Consider the following 13,346-nt stretch of genomic DNA (forward strand, 5'->3'; position numbering starts at 1 on the left):
GCTGGCCGGGCCGGCGGCGGCGACGACGGACAGCGCGGCGGCGCCCAGCAACGATCCCAGGGCGAGCCCGGCCACCGTGGCCCGGCGGCGCAGTGACAATCTCATCAGGACGTGTCCTTTTCGCTAGGTGGGAGCGCCGAGGCGGCTCAGCGGTAACCGGCGGCGGTGATGTTGGCCTGCACCGCGTCCTCGGTGGTGCCGCTCGGATATCCGGAGGTCATGACGCCTTCGTAGAAGGTGCCGGCGGCGCTGTGGCTGTTGTCGCCGCCGATGCCGAGGATGATGGCGCCCTCCTTCTTCATCGGGTTGTAGCCGGCGGCGTTGGGCCGCTTGCCGTCGTAGTAGGTCGACAGGCCACCCGACTGGGCGTTGCCGGCGCGGATCGCCCAGTGGTTCGGCTCGCCCTTGACGATGGCGGTCAGGTAGCGGTGGCTGACCGACGGGTCGTTGGCGTTGTAGCCCGGGTTCACGCCGGAGAACAGCCCGTTCTCGAGGTCGGCCATGACCCACGGGCCGGCGCCGGTGCCGTACCCCCAGACCTTGATGTTGCCGAAGTAGATGGCCTCCATCGTGCCGTTGCCGTTGTCGCGGCTGTTGGTCTCGGCGTTGCCGTAGTCGAAGCAGCAGCCGCCGTTGTAGTGGGTGCCGTCGAACAGCGCGTACATGCCCTCGGGCTGGTCGCCCCGGGCCACCCCGTTGGTGGTGTTGTTGCGGTAGCCGGTGCCGGGCGCGACGAAGACGCCGTACGCCTTGTGCCCGCCGACCGTGGTCGGCGCGGCGGTGGCGTTGGCCAGGTTGTCGTAGCCACCCGCGGCGGGCCCTTGGAAGCCGCCCGGGGGTGCCTGGGTGAGGCGGTTGTTGCGGCCCGACTGGTCGTAGATGATCGTGATCAGGCAGGTGGTGTTGGCGCAGAACGAGTCCTGGGCGGCCGCGTCGGCCACACCCCCGGCGGTGAGCGGCCCGATGTCGCGGGTGGTGTTGTCCGCGGTCCGCCGCACCTGGTAGAGCGGCCCGTTGTAGGCACCGTAGAGCGCCCGGGTGGTGCTGTGCGCGGCCACGCAAGGGGTGCCGCCGCGGGCGTAGATGTCGCACGGGCCGCTGCCGGGCGGGGGCAGGGTCGGGCTCGGCGTGGGCCCCACGGTCGGCGACGAGGTCGGCGACGAGGTCGGGGTGGTGCCGCCGGTGCAGGTGACGCCGTTCAGCGCGAACGACGCGGGCACCGGGTTGCTGCCGGTGGCGGCGCCGTTGAAGCCGAACTGCGCGGAGGCGCCGGTGCCGAGGCCGCCGTTCCAGGAGGCGTTGGCGACGGTCACCTGGCTGCCGGACTGGGTGTAGGAACCGTTCCAGAGCTGGGTGATCGTCTGCCCGGCGGTGAACGACCACGTCAGCTGCCAGGAGGTGAGCGGGTCACCGAGGTTGGTGACGGTCACGCCGGCGCCGAAGCCGCCCGGCCACTGGCTGCTGATCGTGTAGGTCACCGAGCAGCCGGCGGTGGCCGCGGCGGCGAGGTGGGTTCCGCTGACGGCGACGCCGGCGACGGTGAGACAGGTGGCCGCGACCGCGAGCACGCGGCGCGCCGGATGAGCTCTCTTGGACATCGTGACCTCACAGCGCTGGGGTGAAGGAGTGGGAGCGCTCACATTGAGAGACGCCAATGTTGCCACTCCTTTTCAAGCTTCTCAAGAGAGCAGTTCGTAACGGCTTTTCAGCGGGTTTTCGGCGGCCGTGCACGGTTCTTTTCAAGGGCGTGATGTTAACGTTCACTTGTATTGGCGACCGTCGAATCAAGCGGTGGCGGGATAGCGTGGGCGGATGAGTGTTGATCCAGTCGCGCACAACCGTCTGGCCTGGGACCGGCAGGTCGACGAGGGCAACGAATGGTCGCGGCCGATCTCCGCGGAGACGGTCGCCCGGGCCCGGGCCGGTGACTGGTCGGTCGTGCTCATCGGCCATCGACCTGTCGACCGCTCCTGGTTCCCCGCCGACCTGACCGGAGCGGACGTGCTGTGCCTGGCCTCCGGCGGCGGCCAGCAGGGGCCGACACTGGCCGCGGCCGGGGCCCGGGTCACCGTGCTGGACAACTCACCGCGCCAGCTCGAGCAGGACGAGCTGGTCGCCCGGCGCGACGACGTGCCGCTGCGGACGGTGCTCGGCGACATGCGCGACCTGTCGGCGTTCGCCGACTCCTCGTTCGACCTCGTCTTCAACCCGGTCTCGAACCTGTTCGTCCCCGAACTCGCCCCGGTGTGGCGGGAGTCCTTCCGGGTGCTGCGACCGGGCGGGACCCTGCTGTGCGGCTTCCTCAACCCGGACGTCTACCTGTTCGACCACGAGGCGCTGGACGAACGCGGCGAACTCGTCGTCCGGCACCGGCTGCCGTACTCCGACCTGACCCACGTGCCGGCCGAGGAACGCGAACGACTGTTCGGCGCGGACGCGCCGCTGGAGTACAGCCACAGCATGGCCGAGCAGATCGGCGGCCAACTCGCCGCCGGCTTCGTCATCACCGGCTTCGAGGAGTTACCGCACCACTCCGACGCCACCGCGGGCTGGCTGCCCGGCTACTTCGCGACCCGCGCCGTCAAACCATGAGCGGGCCGGCTGGTCCGGACCGGCGGTCGCCGAGGTCAGCAAGCAACTCGGTGACCCGTGAAGCCTCGGCGGCACCGATCCGCGTGAAGATGGCGACCGCGGTCCGCAAGTGTTCGAGGGCGCCGGGGTCACCCAGCATGAGTCCGCTGCGGCCGAGGCCCTCGTGGGCCAACGCCGTCTCCAGCGGATTGCCGATACTCTCAGCGGCGCCGAGGCCATCCTCGTAGCGTTGCCGGGCCCGATCCGGCGCGCCGGCGTCGAGCAGCACGGCGGCATCGACATTGGCGACAGCGGCGGACCCGAGCCGATCGTCGAGTTCCGCGTAGAGGTCGCCCGCCTGCCGCAGAACCTCCCGCGCACCCGCAAGATCGCCGCGGCGGCGCAGGACCTCGCCGAGTTGGTTGAGGGCTGCGGCGACTCCGAACCGATCGTCGATCGCTCGGTAGATCGCAGTCGCCGCCCGCAGGATGAACTCGCCTTCCTCGGCCCGGCCCACGCTTCCCAGGAGAGCACCCAACTCGCTCATCGCCTGCGCCTCCGAGGAGGGCTTCGAAATCTCCCGGAACAGCTCGATCGCCTGGATCAGGGCACTCTGCGCCGGTTGGTAGTCGCCCGCAAGCCGTTGAACACCACCGAGCCCGAGCAGGGCCAGTGCCTTACCGGCAGGATGCTCGAGTTCCTCGAAGATTGCCAACGCCCGCGACAGCGCGGCGCGGGCCTGCGGGTATCGGTCGGAAAGGTAGTAGGTATTGCCCAGGGCGCGCCAGGCAAGTGCCGCGCCGAGCGAGTCGCCGGCCTGCTCCTGCCGGTTCGCGGCGTCAGCCAGCAACGCGGCCGCCTCGTCATAGCGATCGCCCATCATTCGGAACAGTCCCAGCTCGGTCAGTGCCTCACCCTCGGCATCGCAGCCCGGCACTCTGCGCGCGGCCTCGACCGCGGCGGTGAGATGACGGTCGGCCTCGACCACTTCCCCGATGCGCCACAACACGGCACCCAGCCCGGCGTGGGCCCGAGCAACCCCGGTGGCGTCGGCAAAATCCTCGTACCCGGCGAGGGCCGCCAAGAAATTGTCAGCCGCCGGCCGATATTCATCCGCCGCTCGCTGGACGGCGGCGAGGGTGAACAGCGCGGTGGCCTCGGCGTGTCGGTCGCCGATGGCCCGGGCTGCCGCCACGGCCGAGCGGTAGACCGCCGCCGCCTGGTCCCAGGGCCCGTACTGCCGCAGGAAGCTCGCGTAGGCAACGGACATGCCGACCAATTCGGCGTGGTCACCCGAGCTCGCTTGCGACCTCATCAACGCGAGCACGTTCGGTCGCTCGGATCGCAACCAGGTCAGGGCCGTACGGCGATCGGTCAGGTCGGGTCGCCGGGCGTCCGTCGCGGCCTTACGGGCGTTCAGCAAGCCGTTGGCTATGGGTGCGGTCTGCTGATAGTGGGTGGAGAGTCGGCGCAGCGCCAAGCCGGTCTCGGGCTCGGCGGCGGCTCGGTCGGCGGCGTATTCAGCGACGAGGTCATGCATGCGATAACGGCCGAGAGTCGGTTCCTCGATGAGGTGGCGTTCGAAAAGCTCGTTGAGGTCCGCCCGAGCAGCGCCCACGGTCGCGCCGATCAGCGCGGACGCCCCGTACACGTCGATGTCCTGACCGGGATGCGCACCAAGAAGCCGGAAGGTTCGCCGGGCCGTCGGCGGCAGGCTCGCGTAAGACACCTCGAAAGCCGCCACAACGGTCCGGCTGCCGTCGCGAACGGTGAGAGCCCGGCCCTCCGCCCCACCCAGCCGGCGAAGCATGTCGCTGACGGGCACGGCTGGGTGCGCGCGTACCCAGCCGGCGACGATGCCGAGGGCGAGGGGCAGTCCACCACAGTGTGCCGCCAGTGCATCCAACTGAGCCTCGTCAACCCTCGGCAGGTCGGCCACCCCAGCGATGAGCTGCCGGGCGCTGCGGCCGGCCATCGGGGCCAGTTCGACGGTCACGCCACTCGGCGCCCCCAGCCGATGGCGGCTGGTGACCAGGACCAGGGCCCGCCCGTCGGCCGGCAGGAGCGGTTCGATCTGCGCGAACGAGGCGGCATCGTCGAGTACGAGCAGGAGACGCCGGCGGACGGTGCGGTGACGCCACAGGGCGGCCCGGCCCTCGATCGTCGGCGCGACGGCGGCGGACTCGACACCATCGGCGATGAGCAGCGTGGCCAAGGCATCAGTGGTGGAGACGGCGGCTCGGCCCGGCGCGTGGGTGTTCAACGACAAGAACACGGTGCCGCCAGGGAAGTGGCGGCTCAGCTCATGCGCCGCATGAACGGCCAATGCGGTCTTGCCGACCCCGGGCATGCCCTCGATCAGGTGGATCGGGATCGCGCCCGGTCGCTCATGTGCGGCGCCGAGGAGCCTGCTCATCTCGGACTCACGCCCGAAGAAGACCGGCACGTCGCGGGGGAGCGACTCGATCACGTCACTCCCCCGGCCACGAGACCTGCGGTTCTCCCGGTCGTACTCGATCAGTCGGGCCAGGTTGCGGTACTCGTCGATCAGGCTGTCCCGCCGAGCCTGCCGCACGGTCGCCGGCGCGGCCATCGCCTCGATACAGATTTCGATGTACCGAATAACCAGGCCCTCGCCCGGTACCCGGGAACCCGCGCCGCGCTCCAGATCGGAGACCGTGCTGCCGCCGCCCTTCACCGCGGCGGCCACCTGACGCTGAGTCAGGTGTGCGTCGCCACGCAGGCGACGCAGTTGCTGTCCGAGGTGAACGCGGGCGGCCCGAACCGGGTCGTAACGATCCGCCAGGGACACCGGTGCCTCCTCGTCACGTAGGTGCATCCAGGGTGACAGCACGCCGCAAAACGGCCGAGGCTCCGGAGTTCCTGCTCCCGAACAGGAGGCTGACCAGCACTGATGGAGATCGATTCCGGCGTTCCGGCCGCGTGCACCGCCGCCTCGCGACCATCGGTGAACACGGCGGCCGCCGGTCGCCCGGACAGTAGGGAGAAACAATGTCCACCCAGGTTCAGCGACGGTCGAGGCCCACCGCCCGCCGGCTCGTTTCCACCGTCGCGATGCTGATCGTGGCCCTGATCGGGTTTGCCGGCCTGGCCCAGCCGGCCTCCGCGAGTGCGAGCCGATGCGAGTACTCCGGCCGTCCGGTCGACCGCTGCGTGTACGTCAACGGCAGCGGGCTCAAGGTCAATTACATCGATGCCACCATCACGTTCGTGACGGGGCAGTACCTGGAGATCGAGGTCTGGGGTGACGGCATCTACTACCGTGGCCACGGCGACCAGGGCACGCCCTCGGACCAGGCCAAGAAGCGGATCACCGTCAACCGGAACCTGGCCAACCACAGCTGGGTGTGCGTGACCGGACGGTGGACCGACGGCACCCAGATCCAACCGCCCGCCTGCGTAGAAATCCACTCATAAGTACCACCTCCAACGCCGGAGGTGCGGCTGGACGAGTCCAGCCGCACCTCCGGCGTCGTTGCGCGATACCGTCATGGGGTTGATGAAGAAGTGGTCAGGGAAGAAGTGGTCAGGACGGTGCGGGGAACGCCACGGTGAACGTGGTGCCGTGGCCGGGCCGGCTGGTGACGCCGATGGTGGCGCCGTGGGCTTCGGCCAGTTTGCGGGCGATGGCCAGGCCCAGTCCGCTGCCGCCGGTGGACCGGCTCCGGGACTCGTCGGCGCGCCAGAAGCGGTCGAAGATCCGGGGCAGGTGTTCGGGAGCGATGCCGACACCCGTGTCGCGTACCCAGATGGTGCCGGCCGTGGCACCCACCGTGACCGAACCGCCGGGCGGGGTGTAGCGGATGCCGTTGGCGACGAGGTTGCCGACCAGCTGGCGCAGCCGGACGGGGTCGGCGGTCAGCACCGGATCGCCGTCGACCTGGCTGGTCAGGGCGATGCCGGCGGCGTGGGCGGTGCCGCGATGGCTCTCCACCACATGGGCGAGCACGTCGCGCAGCCAGCTCGGCTCGGGGTGGATGCGCAGGGTGCCGGCGTCCGCGGCGGCCAGGTCGCTGAGGTCGTCGATGATGTGCTGGAGCAGCACCGACTCCTCGTGCAGCAGGGCGAGCAGCTGGCCGTCGGTCGGAGCGAGGTTGTCCTGGGCGGCCTCCAGCCAGCTGCGGATGTTCGACAGCGGTGTGCGCAGCTCGTGTGCCACGTCGCTGACCATGGCGCGGCGCTGGGCCTCGGCCCGGTCCCGGCGTTCGGCCGAGTTGTTGAGCGCGCGGGCCAGCCGGCCGATCTCGTCCTGGGAGGAGACGGCGGCGGGGGTGTGCCCGTCGGCCGCCTCGGTCAGCACACGCAGCGGCCGCACCAGGCGGCGGCCGACGAGCACGGTGACGACGATGGTGGCGAGCAGCACGGCCCCGGTCACCGTGATGATCCGTACGGTGTTGGCGCCGGACAGCGTGAAGCGGGTCTGGTCGGCGCCGACCCGCGGGTCGGTCACGAACAGCAGGGCGGGCGGGGCGACGTAGGGCTGCAGCGTGGTCTTGCGCGATCTCTCGAGGCAGGTGCGGATCCGGGCCGATCCCTGCGGGTCACCGGGCCGGAAGACCCGGGCGGCGGGCTCCGTGACCTTCTGGGTCATCGGTCCCTTGGGGAGGAACGACTGGAAGTCGGGGTCGATCTGCAGCAGGAGGTTGTCCTGCAGGCCCAGGCAGGCGGCGGTCATCCGGCCCAGCTTCGCCAGGGCCGCGGCCTGGGTCGGCGCGATCGTTCCGCCGGTACCCGGGCTGCACCGCGGGGCGTCGCCGTTCGGGTCCGGGGTGATCACGGTGACCGCGGGACGGCCGTCCGGGCGGGTGTCGATCCGGCCGTCCAGCCGGTATCCGCGCAGGCAGTCCAGCACGTCCGCGGCGGCCTTGCGCAGCGCGGACCGTTCGGCCGGCGGCACCAGGAACGGGCCGACCGCGCGGGGGTCGATCCGCTCGCTGCCCCCGGTCAGGCCCAGGTCGAGGTTGAGCGGGTCGACCACGGCGGACGGGCGGGCGGCCCGCAGCTGCGGGCCGGCCGGGTCGCTGTCGGCGAGCACCAGGCGGTCCTCGGTCGTCAGGGTGATCCGCCGGCCCAGTTTCGCCGCGCGGGCCTGGATCAGCGCGGGCGCCCCGGACCAGTCGGGGTGGGCGGCCGCATAGGCGACAAGCATGTCGTAGACGCCCTTGTCCTCGGTCAGCGACCGGCCGCGCTCCTGGCTGATCGCCTGGGTCGCGGTGCGGGTGGCCAGCCAGGCGGTCGCCGCGATCGCCGCGATCGCGATCAGCACCGAGGTGATCAGCAGCCGGGTGACCAGGCTGTGCCGCAGGGGCACGGTGCGGCTCACGAGGATCCGGCGCAGAGTTTGTAGCCGACTCCGTAGACGGTGACGAGCCGGGTGGGGCGCTGCGCGTCGACCTCCACCTTGCGGCGCAGGTTCAGCACGTGCACGTCGATGGTGCGCTCGGTCGAACTGCGATCGATGCCCCGGGTGTGGTGCAGCAGCTGCGAGCGGGAGAAGACCCGGTCGGGCTGCTCGGACATGGCGGCCAGGATGGCGAACTCGCCGCGGGTGCAGTCGATCGGCTCGCCGTCGACGGTCACCTGGTGTCGCGCGGTGTCGACGGTGATGCGCCCGATCTGCCGCAGCGGCGTGCCGCGCGCCGACCGGCGCAGCAGGGTACGCACCCGGGCCATCAGCTCGCGCGGGCTGAACGGCTTGGTCAGGTAGTCGTCGGCGCCCAGCTCGAGCCCGAGCAGCAGGTCGTCCTCGGCGCCGCGGGCGGTGAGCATCAGCACCAGCACGTCGGACTCCTCGCGCAGCGTGCGGCACACCTGCAGGCCGTCCAGCCCCGGCATCATCACGTCGAGCACCACCAGGTCCGGCCGCAGCCGCCGGGCCTGCTCCAGCGCGGCCCGGCCGTCGTGCACCACCACCGCCTCGTGGCCTTCGGCGGCCAGGTAACGGCGGACGACCTCGGCGTGCCGGGGATCGTCGTCGGCGACCAGCACCTGAGCAACCATGGCGGCGATGATAGGTCGGCCGCGCCCGTTCGGAGAACGTTCCCGGATTACCTGACAGCTTCCTAACGATCGATCGCGACGCTCGTCGGCATGCATCCCACGCCCGACGCCCCGACCGAAGTGATCCCGATCCCGCCGCCACCCCGGCCGCGGCGGCGCGGCCCGCGCCGGCTGGTGGCGGCGGTGCTCGTCACGGCGGTCGTGGTGGTGGCCGGCGCGGTGCTCGTGACCAGGCACCGGGCCGGCGCGCAGCGGCAGCCGGCCGAGCGCACCGAGGTCACCACCGCGAAGCTCGAACGCCGGGACCTGTCCACCGTCCGGACGCTGCCCGGGGCCATCGGTTACGGTGCCGCCCGGCCGCTGACCGGCCACACCGCGGCGACCGTGACGTGGCTGCCGGCGGTGGGTGCCACGGTCAAACGCGGCCGGCAGCTGTTTCGAGCCGACGACAAGCCGGTGGTCCTGTTCTACGGCAGCATGCCGCTCTACCGCCCGATCACCGGCGAGAACATGGCCGGCCGGGACGTGCGGATCGTCCTGGACAACCTGAAAGCGCTGGGCTACGCGACCGGCCGGCAGCCGGCCCGCAAGGACGACCAGGCGGTGCTCACCAAGGACCTGATCGCGGCGGTCAAACGCTGGCAGAAGGACCTCGGCGTGCCACCGAGCGGGCAGCTCGCGGTCGGCGACGTCGAGGTGCTCAGCGGTGCGGTCCGCGTCGACGCGGTCTCGGTCCAGCCCGGCTCGCCGGCGAACGCACCGCTGATGTCGGTCACGTCCACCCGCAAAGTGGTCACGGTGGCCGCCGAGCTGGGTGACGCCGCCTCCGTCGAGCGGGGGGCCGCGGTCACCGTCAAGCTGCCGGACGACCGTACGGTCAAAGCCCGCGTGACCACCGTCGGCCGTGACCTCGCCGCTACCGCCGAGGGGGGCGCCGCCACCGCTCCGGCCAAACTGACCGTGACGGTGACCGTCGACGACCCCGGCGTGATCGCCAAGCTCGACTCCGCCGACGTCGACGTCGACTTCCCCGGCCGGACCGTGCGAGGCGCGCTGGCCGCGCCGATCGAGGCGCTGGTCGCGCTGACCGAGGGTGGATACGCGGTGCAGGGACCGGCCGGGCTGGTCGCGGTGCGGACCGGAATGTTCGCGAACGGCTGGGTCGAGCTCGACGGCGCCGGCCTGACCGAGGGCACCGACGTGGTGGTCTCCTCGTGAGCGTCGACCGCGTCCTCTCCGTCCGCGACGCGAGCATGCTCTACCCGGGCGGCGTGGCCGCCCTGACCGGTGTCAGCCTCGACATCGAGGCGGGCGAACTGGTGGCGATCGTCGGCCCCTCCGGCTCCGGCAAGTCGACGCTGCTCAACATCATCGGCACGCTGGACCGGCCGACCTCGGGCACGGTCCGGCTCTCCGGGCACGACGTCGCCGAGCTCTCCGACCGCCGCCTCTCCGCCCTGCGGGCCCGCGAGATCGGTTTCGTCTTCCAGCAGTTCCACCTCACCAACGGCGTGAGTGCCGTCGAGAACGTCGCCACCGGTCTGCTGTACGCCGGGGTGCCCCGCCGGCACCGCCGGGACCGGGCCCTGCAGGCGCTCGCCCGGGTCGGGCTGGCGCACCGGGCCTGGCATCACCCGCAGCAGCTCTCCGGCGGCGAACGGCAGCGCGTCGCGATCGCCCGGGCGCTGGTCAACCGGCCGTCGCTGGTGCTGGCCGACGAACCCACCGGTGCGCTGGACACCGCCACCGGTCAGACCGTGCTCGCGCTGCTGCGCCGGCTCAACGCCGACGGCACGACCATCGCGCTGATCACCCACGACCGGGACATCGCCGCCTCGATGCCCCGGCGCATCGAGATCCGGGACGGCCGGCTCGTCCGCGACGAACTGGCAGGAGCACACCCGTGAACCCGTTGGACCTGCTCTCCCTCGGCCTGATCGGGCTGCGCACGCGGCCGGGCCGGGCGGCGCTGTCGGCGCTGGGCATCTCGATCGGCATCGCCACGATGATCGTGGTGACCGGCATCCCCGCCTCCAGCCAGGCCGCGCTGCTCGGCCGGCTCACCGCGCTCGGCACCAACTCGTTGCAGGCGATGGCGTTGCCCGACCAGAACCCGCCCGCGCTGCTGCCGGAATCAGCTGTGGGAATGGTCCGGCGGATCGCTCCGGTCACGGCCGCGAGCGCGGTCGCGAACACCCATGCCCTGGTACGGCGTAACGACCGCACCGACCCCGGCGACGGTGGTGGCCTGACCGTCCTGGCCGGCCGGCTCGACCTGCTGTCCACGATCAACGCCCGGGTCCGCACCGGGACGTGGCTGACCGAGGCGACGGCCCGGTTCCCCACGGTGGTGCTCGGCTCGGTCGCGGCCGCCCGGCTCGGCATCGCGGACCTGCCCGCGGGACGGCCGGCGCCGCAGGTCATGATCGGCGACCACCGGTTCACCGTCATCGGCATCCTCGCCACCACCCCGCTGTCGCCGGACATCGACCGCTCGGTGCTGATCGGCTGGGACGCCGCCAAGTCGGCGCTGCGGTTCGACGGTCATCCCACGGTCATCTACGTCAAATGCGCGGAGGACCAGCTCGAGGCCGTCCGCGGGGTGCTGGCCGAGACCATCTCACCGGAACGGCCGGGCCAGGTCGTGGTGACCCGGCCGTCGGACGCGCTGGCCGCCAAGCGGGCCACCCAGAGCAGCTTCTCGGTGCTGTTCCTCGCGCTCGCCGGGGTGGCGCTGGTGGTCGGCGGGATCGGGGTGGCCAACACGATGGTGGTGTCGGTGCTGGAACGCCGTGCCGAGATCGGCCTGCGGCGGGCGCTCGGCGCCACTCGGGGCGACATCCGGGGCCAGTTCCTCACCGAGTCGGTCGTGCTGGCCACGATCGGCGGCCTGACCGGTACGGTGCTGGGCCTGCTCGCCACCGTCGGGTACGCCGGCTGGCAGCAGTGGCCGCTGGTGATCCCGGCCGGTTCGGCGGTGGCTGGGGTGGCGGGTGCCGTGGTCGTCGGCGTGCTCGCGGGCGTCTACCCGTGCGTACGCGCGAGTCGCCTGACCCCGACGCAGGCGCTCGCGACAGTGTGAAGCGGCCGGGATGAAGCGGCCGGGGCGAAGGCCCCGGCCGCTGTTCGCCTACTTCTTCAGCTTGGCCGCGACTTCCCGTTCGCAGCCCGGAATCAGGTCCATCCCCTTGGTGATGGACCGCTTGTCGTTCTGGTCGCCGCCGAGCGCGTAGCTCAGCCCGTCGTCGTCGACCTCGACATATTTGACGCCCTTCTGCTTGAGGCACTTCACCACGCCGACCGCGAAGTCGCGGGATTCCGGGTTGGTCGGGTCCCGCTCCCACGGGGGCAGCGGGTAGTACTGCGGTTCGCAGATCTTGTTGGCCGCGTCGTACTTCGCCTGCACCGGCTCCGCCTGCTTCGCCGTGAGGTGGGCGAATTCGTCCTTGCCCGGGGCGCCCCGCTCCTTCATGCACTTGTCGTAGGGCACCATCATCGCCTCGAGCTCCTCCGGGGTGCTGTCGAGCCGTTCCCGGGGCCGTTGCGCGGCCGACCTGGCCTGCGCCGACGCCGAGGCCGGCCCGGCACTGGTCAGTGTCGCCACCTCGGCCTCGGTGTCCGACTTGGTCGCCGACGACCCGCAGGCCGTGAGGGCGGTGAGCGCGATCGCGGCCACCACCAGAGCGTTCCTGTTCATCGGGCCAGCCTCCGGCCCGATGATTAGGAACGTGTCAGGTTGCTCGCGCGATCAGCGGCAGGCGTTCCCTTCTGCGCCGTCGTGCTCACGGAACCAGCACGATCCGGCCGCGAAGGCCGCCGCCGGCGAGCTTCTCCTGCGCCTCGGCGACCCGCTCGAGGGGGTACGTGTGGGCCACCCGCAGCGAGATCACCCCCGATACCGCGTACGCGACGAGCTTGGCCAGCCGGTCGGGATCGGTGTGCCAAGCCATGTTCGTCATGACCACCTCGCGCCGCGCCATCGGCGCGGTGTAGAGCAGGGAGACGAAGGCGCCGCCGTGGCGCACGGCGTCGGCCGCGCCGGCCGAGAGGTTCGCCGCGTCGATCGCGCCGTCCACCCCGCCGGGCACCAACCGGCGCACGGCGCGCACGAGATCCTCATCGCGGGTGACGAACAGCTCCGCGCCCACGGAGCGCAGCAGCTGCTCGTCGTCGGCGTTGGCCTGGGCGACGACGCGCAGACCGCGCACCTTCGCGAGCTCGACGACGTACAGTCCGACGCCTCCCGCCGCTCCGGTGACAAGCAGCCACTGGCCCCGTTCGAGGCCCAGCGTGTCGAGGGCCTGGTCGGCGGTTGTCGCGTTGAGGCCGAGAGAGGCGAGCTGGATGAGGTCGATGCCGGCGGGTGCCGCGGCCAGCTCCCACGCCTCCAGAACGACATACTCCGCTTGCGTGCCCAGCGGCCGGTCCAGCCGTTCCTGAGTACCGACGACGGCGTCGCCCACCCGGAATTTCGTGACTCCGTCGCCCACCGCGGCGACGGTGCCGGCGACGTCGCATCCGAGCCCGAACTGCGCACGGGCGGCGGTTGCGCCGTACTGCACGTTGATCCCGGTTCGGACAATGATGTCGGCATTGTTGACGGAAGCGCCGGCCACCTTGACCAGCACCTCCCCGGGGCCGGGGGTGGGCACCGGGACGTCGATCACCTCGAGAACCTCCGGGCCGCCGAACTTCTTGACCACCGCTGCACGCATGTCGCGCCTTTCTGCTCGCTTCGCCGCTCAGGTACGGAG

At 71.4% G+C, this 13,346-nt stretch carries 11 protein-coding genes; 5 read left to right on the forward strand and 6 right to left on the reverse strand.

Going from position 1 to position 13,346, the window contains the following annotated elements; genetic code table 11:
* Window positions 1–146: 146 nt before the first annotated feature.
* On the reverse strand, window positions 147–1,598 hold the full coding sequence (locus Afe05nite_RS42275) for an arabinofuranosidase catalytic domain-containing protein (RefSeq protein ID WP_203822990.1): 1,452 nt from the start codon (window positions 1,596–1,598) through the stop codon (window positions 147–149).
* 214 nt (window positions 1,599–1,812) lie between these two features.
* Here Afe05nite_RS42275 and Afe05nite_RS42280 point away from each other — a divergent pair, with 214 nt between their 5' ends.
* The gene (locus Afe05nite_RS42280) at window positions 1,813–2,592 is read left to right on the forward strand and encodes a class I SAM-dependent methyltransferase (RefSeq protein ID WP_203822991.1); all 780 of its coding nucleotides are present in this window, start codon (window positions 1,813–1,815) and stop codon (window positions 2,590–2,592) included.
* Here Afe05nite_RS42280 and Afe05nite_RS42285 read toward each other — a convergent pair.
* Window positions 2,582–5,383, reverse strand: coding sequence for an ATP-binding protein (locus Afe05nite_RS42285; RefSeq protein WP_203822992.1), 2,802 nt, complete (start codon window positions 5,381–5,383; stop codon window positions 2,582–2,584). The two genes, Afe05nite_RS42280 and Afe05nite_RS42285, sit on opposite strands and share 11 nt — an antisense overlap.
* 200 nt (window positions 5,384–5,583) lie before the next feature.
* Here Afe05nite_RS42285 and Afe05nite_RS42290 point away from each other — a divergent pair, with 200 nt between their 5' ends.
* On the forward strand, window positions 5,584–6,009 hold the full coding sequence (locus tag Afe05nite_RS42290) for a hypothetical protein (protein WP_203822993.1): 426 nt from the start codon (window positions 5,584–5,586) through the stop codon (window positions 6,007–6,009).
* A 109-nt stretch (window positions 6,010–6,118) separates the two neighbouring features.
* Here the strand turns inward: Afe05nite_RS42290 and Afe05nite_RS42295 are convergent, their stop codons facing one another.
* Both Afe05nite_RS42295 and Afe05nite_RS42300 read right to left on the reverse strand, forming a co-directional pair.
* Complete coding sequence (locus tag Afe05nite_RS42295) at window positions 6,119–7,915, reverse strand: sensor histidine kinase (RefSeq protein WP_239118631.1); 1,797 nt, start codon at window positions 7,913–7,915, stop codon at window positions 6,119–6,121.
* Window positions 7,912–8,592, reverse strand: a complete 681-nt coding sequence (locus Afe05nite_RS42300; protein ID WP_203822994.1) for a response regulator — start codon at window positions 8,590–8,592, stop codon at window positions 7,912–7,914. Before Afe05nite_RS42300 ends, Afe05nite_RS42295 begins: the two co-directional genes overlap by 4 nt.
* Window positions 8,593–8,682: 90 nt before the next feature.
* On the opposite strand from Afe05nite_RS42300, the gene Afe05nite_RS42305 reads away from it, so the two are divergent.
* From Afe05nite_RS42305 to Afe05nite_RS42315, 3 genes are read left to right on the forward strand one after another with little or no spacing between them, the layout of a single operon-like run.
* Window positions 8,683–9,810, forward strand: coding sequence for an efflux RND transporter periplasmic adaptor subunit (locus tag Afe05nite_RS42305; protein WP_203822995.1), 1,128 nt, complete (start codon window positions 8,683–8,685; stop codon window positions 9,808–9,810).
* A gap of 35 nt (window positions 9,811–9,845) precedes the next feature.
* Window positions 9,846–10,499 carry an ABC transporter ATP-binding protein gene (locus Afe05nite_RS42310; protein WP_203823014.1) on the forward strand — a complete coding sequence of 218 codons (654 nt, stop codon included), beginning with the start codon at window positions 9,846–9,848 and terminating at the stop codon, window positions 10,497–10,499.
* A complete protein-coding gene (locus Afe05nite_RS42315; protein WP_203822996.1) occupies window positions 10,496–11,674 on the forward strand; it encodes an ABC transporter permease in 1,179 nt (392 codons plus the stop codon). The genes Afe05nite_RS42310 and Afe05nite_RS42315 overlap by 4 nt, the downstream gene beginning before the upstream one ends.
* Window positions 11,675–11,722: 48 nt before the next feature.
* Here Afe05nite_RS42315 and Afe05nite_RS42320 read toward each other — a convergent pair whose 3' ends face one another.
* Window positions 11,723–12,289 carry a hypothetical protein gene (locus Afe05nite_RS42320; RefSeq protein ID WP_203822997.1) on the reverse strand — a complete coding sequence of 189 codons (567 nt, stop codon included), beginning with the start codon at window positions 12,287–12,289 and terminating at the stop codon, window positions 11,723–11,725.
* An 85-nt stretch (window positions 12,290–12,374) separates the two neighbouring features.
* Window positions 12,375–13,307 (reverse strand): NADP-dependent oxidoreductase, encoded by a 933-nt coding sequence (locus tag Afe05nite_RS42325; RefSeq protein ID WP_203822998.1) that lies wholly within the window; start codon window positions 13,305–13,307, stop codon window positions 12,375–12,377.
* Between the last annotated feature and the right edge of the window lie 39 nt (window positions 13,308–13,346).

Origin of the sequence: Paractinoplanes ferrugineus, from assembly GCF_016862195.1 — a bacterium.
Classification (GTDB): Bacteria; Actinomycetota; Actinomycetes; order Mycobacteriales; family Micromonosporaceae; genus Actinoplanes; species Actinoplanes ferrugineus.

What these genes read in the sequence shown, in the direction of transcription:
- Afe05nite_RS42310 (WP_203823014.1), top strand. Translation starts at nt 9,846, where the DNA reads ATGCTCTACCCGGGCGGCGTGGCCGCCCTGACCGGTGTCAGCCTCGAC.
- Afe05nite_RS42275 (WP_203822990.1), bottom strand. Translation starts at nt 1,598, where the DNA reads ATGTCCAAGAGAGCTCATCCGGCGCGCCGCGTGCTCGCGGTCGCGGCC.
- Afe05nite_RS42305 (WP_203822995.1), top strand. Translation starts at nt 8,683, where the DNA reads ATGCATCCCACGCCCGACGCCCCGACCGAAGTGATCCCGATCCCGCCG.
- Afe05nite_RS42280 (WP_203822991.1), top strand. Translation starts at nt 1,813, where the DNA reads ATGAGTGTTGATCCAGTCGCGCACAACCGTCTGGCCTGGGACCGGCAG.
- Afe05nite_RS42300 (WP_203822994.1), bottom strand. Translation starts at nt 8,592, where the DNA reads ATGGTTGCTCAGGTGCTGGTCGCCGACGACGATCCCCGGCACGCCGAG.
- Afe05nite_RS42325 (WP_203822998.1), bottom strand. Translation starts at nt 13,307, where the DNA reads ATGCGTGCAGCGGTGGTCAAGAAGTTCGGCGGCCCGGAGGTTCTCGAG.
- Afe05nite_RS42320 (WP_203822997.1), bottom strand. Translation starts at nt 12,289, where the DNA reads ATGAACAGGAACGCTCTGGTGGTGGCCGCGATCGCGCTCACCGCCCTC.
- Afe05nite_RS42290 (WP_203822993.1), top strand. Translation starts at nt 5,584, where the DNA reads ATGTCCACCCAGGTTCAGCGACGGTCGAGGCCCACCGCCCGCCGGCTC.